The sequence below is a fragment of the Euzebyales bacterium genome (assembly GCA_035461305.1).
GTDB lineage: Bacteria > Actinomycetota > Nitriliruptoria > Euzebyales > JAHELV01 > JAHELV01.
The window spans coordinates 1-5,304 of the sequence record DATHVN010000079.1; the positions used below are offsets into that span (position 1 = coordinate 1).

The 5,304-nt window shown below is 68.8% G+C and carries 8 protein-coding genes; 3 read left to right on the forward strand and 5 right to left on the reverse strand.

The window, feature by feature from the left end; all coding sequences use genetic code 11:
* Both VK923_07600 and VK923_07605 read right to left on the reverse strand, forming a co-directional pair.
* Window positions 1-262, reverse strand: a 262-nt coding sequence (locus VK923_07600; GenBank protein HSJ44529.1) for a hypothetical protein, incomplete at its 3' end; no start/stop codon positions are given.
* Between the two features lie 544 nt (window positions 263-806).
* Window positions 807-1,037 carry a hypothetical protein gene (locus VK923_07605; GenBank protein ID HSJ44530.1) on the reverse strand — a complete coding sequence of 77 codons (231 nt, stop codon included), beginning with the start codon at window positions 1,035-1,037 and terminating at the stop codon, window positions 807-809.
* Window positions 1,038-1,082: 45 nt separating this feature from the next.
* Between VK923_07605 and VK923_07610 the strand changes: the two genes are divergently transcribed.
* From VK923_07610 to VK923_07620, 3 genes are all read left to right on the forward strand, one after another.
* Window positions 1,083-1,274, forward strand: coding sequence for a hypothetical protein (locus tag VK923_07610; GenBank protein ID HSJ44531.1), 192 nt, complete (start codon window positions 1,083-1,085; stop codon window positions 1,272-1,274).
* An 81-nt stretch (window positions 1,275-1,355) separates the two neighbouring features.
* Window positions 1,356-2,117 carry an NAD(P)/FAD-dependent oxidoreductase gene (locus VK923_07615; protein ID HSJ44532.1) on the forward strand — a complete coding sequence of 254 codons (762 nt, stop codon included), beginning with the start codon at window positions 1,356-1,358 and terminating at the stop codon, window positions 2,115-2,117.
* Window positions 2,118-2,194: 77 nt separating this feature from the next.
* Window positions 2,195-2,668, forward strand: a complete 474-nt coding sequence (locus tag VK923_07620) for a rhodanese-like domain-containing protein (GenBank protein ID HSJ44533.1) — start codon at window positions 2,195-2,197, stop codon at window positions 2,666-2,668.
* A gap of 621 nt (window positions 2,669-3,289) precedes the next feature.
* Here the strand turns inward: VK923_07620 and VK923_07625 are convergent.
* From VK923_07625 to VK923_07635, 3 genes are all read right to left on the reverse strand, one after another.
* Window positions 3,290-3,568, reverse strand: a complete 279-nt coding sequence (locus tag VK923_07625; GenBank protein HSJ44534.1) for a 2TM domain-containing protein — start codon at window positions 3,566-3,568, stop codon at window positions 3,290-3,292.
* A gap of 1 nt (window position 3,569) precedes the next feature.
* Complete coding sequence (locus VK923_07630; protein ID HSJ44535.1) at window positions 3,570-4,532, reverse strand: type II CAAX endopeptidase family protein; 963 nt, start codon at window positions 4,530-4,532, stop codon at window positions 3,570-3,572.
* A gap of 504 nt (window positions 4,533-5,036) precedes the next feature.
* Window positions 5,037-5,304 (reverse strand): hypothetical protein (locus VK923_07635; GenBank protein HSJ44536.1); only part of this gene is annotated, 268 nt, incomplete at its 5' end.

Consider the following 5,304-nt stretch of genomic DNA (forward strand, 5'->3'; position numbering starts at 1 on the left):
ACCACCACCGCGGGTAGCGCTGCCGGAACAGCAGCATCAGCAGCGTGGCGGCGAACAGCCCGCCGACGATCCCGCCGCCGCTGGTGGTGACCTGTTCGCCGGTCTCGGTGACCACGGTCTCGTTGCCGGTCGCGGTGAGCAACCCGACGATGATCAGGATCGGGATCGCCCAGATCAGTCGAAAGAACGTGGTGAGCCGATCCAGCCGGTCGGGGTAGTCGACGTCCAGTCGGGCGGCATACGACTCGGGCGCAGTAGACACGGTCAACCTCCCACGCTGCGGGCACGGTCACCCTACAGGCCACACCGCCACGGTGACGCGAGGCTACGCCGCCGTGCGCAGGTCGACCCATCGGGAGACACCGCCGGCAGCTGAACGTCGGGTTGTTGCAGGTTGAGCTGTCGGACACGGCCGTCCGTGCCTAGCAGCGCGGCTAGGGTGCGGTCGCAGTAGGAGCGCGATGACGAGGCCACGTGCATCCTGAAAGGCCGGCAGCCCTGCACAATCCAGTGATGAGCGGTGAGGCAAGCCATGACGCCGGTGCTGAAGGGCCGTCGGTGACGATGGTGAGCTGCTCGCACGGCTCGAACTGGAGCTGGGGAAGCGGTACGGCGCGGACTACGAGATCGGCTGCGAGGCGTCTGCCGACAAGGCGGATGCGGCCATCGTGCGGCTGTCGGAGGAAGGGCGGCGTGGCGGTTGTCCTCGCGGATCAGTCGATCTCGGGGGTGAGCGGCCCGGGGTTGCTGGCGCGGGTGGGTGAGCTGCACCCGCAGGCGCAGCTGGGGTTGTTGATCCCGTGGGGTCAGTGGTCGGCGGCCGAGGCGGTGCGTCGCGCCGCGGCGTTGGGGCAGGTCGAGTTCTGGACCTTGAAGCCGTGGCGGTCGCCGGACGAGGACTTCCACAGCGTCATCGGGGAGGCGCTGCGCGCGTGGGCGCGCAGTACGCTGCCGCGGTTCGAGATCGTGCGCGTGATCGGCGAGCAGTGGACCGCGCGGTCACACGAGATCCGCGATCTGCTCGGCCGCAACAACATGCCACATGGCTTCTACCGAATGCATCCGATGAGGGGCAGCGCCTGTTGGCGCAGGCGGGCGAGGATGGTGAGCGGTTACCGGTGCTGGTGCTGTTCGACGGCCGGACGCTGGTGGACCTCACGAACGCCGAGCTGGGCGAGGCGCTGGGCGTGCAGACGGGACCGCAGCAGGCCAGCTATGACGTCGTGGTGGTCGGCGCGAGGCCGTCGGCGGGCAGGCCGGCACGACCTCGCTGATCCGCAGCTACCTCGGGTTCCCCCGTGGCGTGAGCGGCGGCGAGCTCGCCACACGCGCGTACGAGCAGGCGTGGCTGTTCGGTGCCGAGTTCATCTACGGCAACGAGGCGACCGGTCTCCGCATCGACGGCAGCGACCGGATCGTCGCGCTGGCAGACGGCAGCGAGCTCGCCGCCAGGGCGGTGGTGCTGGCAATGGGGGTCCGCGTATCGGCGGTTGGGGATCGAGACGCTGGAGGCGTTGACCGGCGCGGGAGTCTTCTACGGCGCCGCGGTCACCGAGGCCGAGGCGATGACCGACGAGCGCGTGTTCGTCGTGGGCGGCGGCAACTCCGCCGGACAGGCCGCCGTGCACCTGGCGCGGTTCGCACAGCACGTGACGCTGCTCGTCCGCGGACCGTCGTTGGCCGACAGCATGTCCGACTACCTGATCCGCGAGCTGGGCAACCAGGCGAACATCGACATCCGCTACCGAACCGACGTGGTCGACACCCACGGCGACACGCGGCCGGAGCAGCTGACGCTACGGGACCGGGACACGGGTCGGACACAGACCATTGCCGCGTCCGCGCTGTTCGTGCTCATCGGCGCGGCGCCGCGAACAGACTGGCTGCCGGACGAGATCGCACGCGACCGGTGGGGATACCTGCTGACCGGCAACGACCTGCGCGCGATTCCCGGCGGCTGGGCGTTGGAGCGGCCGCCGCTGCCACTGGAGACCAGTCTGCCGGGGGTGTTCGCCGTCGGCGACGTGCGGCACGCGTCGGTCAAGCGCGTCGCCTCCGCGGTCGGCGAGGGGTCGATCTCACTGCGCATGGTCCACGACTACCTGGCCGAACAGTAAGGATGCCACGACGGCCGCTGTACGGTCGGGGTCCGATGCAGGCAGCGACCCATCGATATGCGGGCCCGGGAGGGCAGATGAGCGACGACATCCGCACGATCTCACGCGACGAGTTACAGGCCAAGCTCGACGCGGGCGACGACGTCAAGCTGGTCATGACGTTGCACGAGTGGGCGTTCCGCGCGGCCCGCATCCCTGGTTCGTTGCACTTCGCCACCGTTGACGAGGCCTACGCCGGCTCGACGTCGACGACCGTCGTGTACTGCTCCGACCCGGCCTGCGTCGCCAGCCAGTACGCGTACCACGCGCAGGTCGACCGCGGCTACCGCAACGTGCGTCGCTACTACGCCGGCGGCCTGGCCGACTGGACCGCCGCCGGCCTACCGCTGGACAGCGACCGCACCGACCCTCCGACACGGCGTCGTCGAGGTGACGTCGACACTGACATCGGACGTCGCCGTGCCAGCCGACGCGAGCATCGAGCTCGCGGTCGACGACGCGGTCAACGTGCAGGCAGCGCTTCTGCAGGCATCATCTGCTCATCGAGGTAACACCACAGCCAATCCTCGTCCGGCTGGTGCGACTGCACGATCGGATGCGCGACCTCGCGGAAGTGCGCGGTGGCGTGCCTGTTCTTGGGGTTGTCGCAGCACCCGACCTTGCCGCACGTCAGGCACATCCGCAGATGCACTCAGGAGTCACCGAGCCTGAGGCACTCCTCACAGCCGTTCGCGCTCAGGGTGACATGCCGAACCTTGTTCGACATGGTGGCGGGCGTCGCCGCGTCGCAGGAACCAGGGCAGTCGCCGCCGGACGGCCTCGGTCAGCATGTTCACGCGCATGCTCCCATCGTGACGGCGGACCATGCGTCCCTCAACGCCGTCTGGTCGAGTCGGATGCGACATCGGGGTGGCAGGCCGATGTCCGCGGCGGTTGACCGCATCGTCGGCCGATGACCGCAGGTCTCAAGGACGCCTCGTGCACAGGCACCTCTGACCGTTCGGCCTCGGAGCCGTACGACCACCCCGGGCACCCAGCAGCAGAGCCGTGAGCACGCGCAACATCGGCCCCGCGCGGATCTATGGCGGCCTCATGACCTCGCCGTCAAGGTCCGTGGCGGGCATCCGGACGTGCGGCTCGCGGTCAGGTCACCGTGGCGTCGACCCTGGTGGTCACTTCGCCGTGTGCAGGCGCTCGATCTCGCGGCGGATCTGTTCCTCCGACGGCGGGCGTCGGAAGACGTCCCAGGCGTGGAAGAACAGCCCGATGCCCCAGCCGAACAGGGGGAACATCGGCCAGAAGAACCCAGCGCCGACGATGAACCAGATCGCGACGAGGAATGCGTTGACCAGTAGGTAGGCGGCCAGGTGGGCCCAGAACTCGGAGCGCTTGCGGAGCTGTTCGAGCGCTTCGGTGCGCAGTTGGTCGTCGCGGGTGTCGAGTGTTGTCATGTCACCCTCCTTCGGTGGTGATGGGCGGCTGGCGTGTCGTGGCGCGGCGTTCGTGGCGGGCGGCGAGCCAGATGATCGCTGCCATGACCGCCAGGACGTCGGCGAACCCGGCGATCGACGCCCACGGCAGGACGATGTCGCCGGCCTGCAGGTTGTTGAAGAACGCCCCGATCGGGGTGAGCAGCGGCCACAGCACGACGATGTTGCCGGCCAGCCGGTAGGCGATGGCGTACACGACGCCGAGCCCGAACAGGAACACCATCTCGCTGCCGGTCATGCCGTAGCCGACGTGGTACAGCGCGTACAGGACCGCGGCGCCGACCACGCCTGCGGGGATGCCGAAGCTGGCCTCCAGCCGCGTCTGGACGAAGCCGCGGAAGAACACCGCCTCGAACAGCCCGACGGTGAGTGACAGCACGAGCAGCGGCACCCACTCGGCCGGTGCGGGCAGCGTGTAGCCCCAGAACATGATCACGAACTGGACGCCGCCGAAGAGGACCGCCAGCGCAAGCGTGGACCGCAGGTTGTGGACGCCGAGCCCGAGGGTGCGCAGGGGGCGGTGGCGGATCCAGGTCGTGTAGGCGACCGGTCCGACCACACCGAGGATCAGCCCGCCGGCGAAGGACAGGAACAGCCCCAACACGTTGTCGGTGGTGAAGACGGCGAACGCGAGGCGATACAGCCCGACCACCGCCAGGTACAGGCCGCCGATCACGACCAGGTCGACCGCGTCCGCGCGTCGGCGCAGCCAGGGCAGGCCGCGGGCTGCCGGCGCGGTCACGGCGAGCAGCACGGCCGCGACGATCGGGACGACGACACCCCACGTCACCAGCGGCAGGGCGGGCAGCATCAGCAGCGCGGCGACGAGGAAGCCCACCCAGATCAGCGGCAGCCAGCGCGGGACCGCGGCGTCAGGCGTTCCGTCCGGAGTCGTGGTCGTGGTCGGGCGCAGCAGTGTCGACATGGTGGTCACCTCCCGGTGACCTCGGAGCGGCGAGCTGTCGCATCGTCGGCGGCACGGCGCATTTACCGCTCTGTCGTCAGCATGCTCCCCGAGATGGTGTGCCGCGCGGTCGAATGCCCCAGGGTGATCGGGACCATCAGACATCCATCAGGTGACGCCTGCCGCTTTGCCCGGGACCATCGTGATCCGTGAGCGAGAGCATCACGACCATTAGCGACACTGCAACAGCGGCCCCAATCTCCCAGCGCCGGGAGCGCATAGCCTCACAGCGTCATCGCGAACCGCTCCGTGTGCACAGCACGCCGGGCGTCCGGTCGCCCGCCTCCGTCATGTCTCGCCGCGACGAGGAGCGCGGTAGCCGCGGCTGGCCACGATTGCGTTGCGAATCCCGAAGGTTACATCGAGTAGCTGACGGACTTGTCACTCGTGGCCGCTCGTTGCCTGCGGGTGTGCCATGGGTGTGCCATGCATCGGTACATCGACGCCGATGGTGGAGTCGCCACATCATGCATCGCCGCAGGTCAGCGCACGTTTTCGCGCCCTTGCGGGTTCACGGTGGCCCTGCCCTCTCGTAATGATCTTCTCACGCGTCGGGCTCCGCCATGATTCGACGCCCTGACCAGACCTGTTGTCGAGCGCGAGACCTGACGATGAGAAGCGCTGGTCGCGATCGCGCGGCCACGGTGTTTCATTGGTTACCAGTCGTTTCATCGCGGTGCACCGGTGTGCCATCGGACTGAGCTGGCCGCAGTTGTCCCGCGCGAAGCCTGCG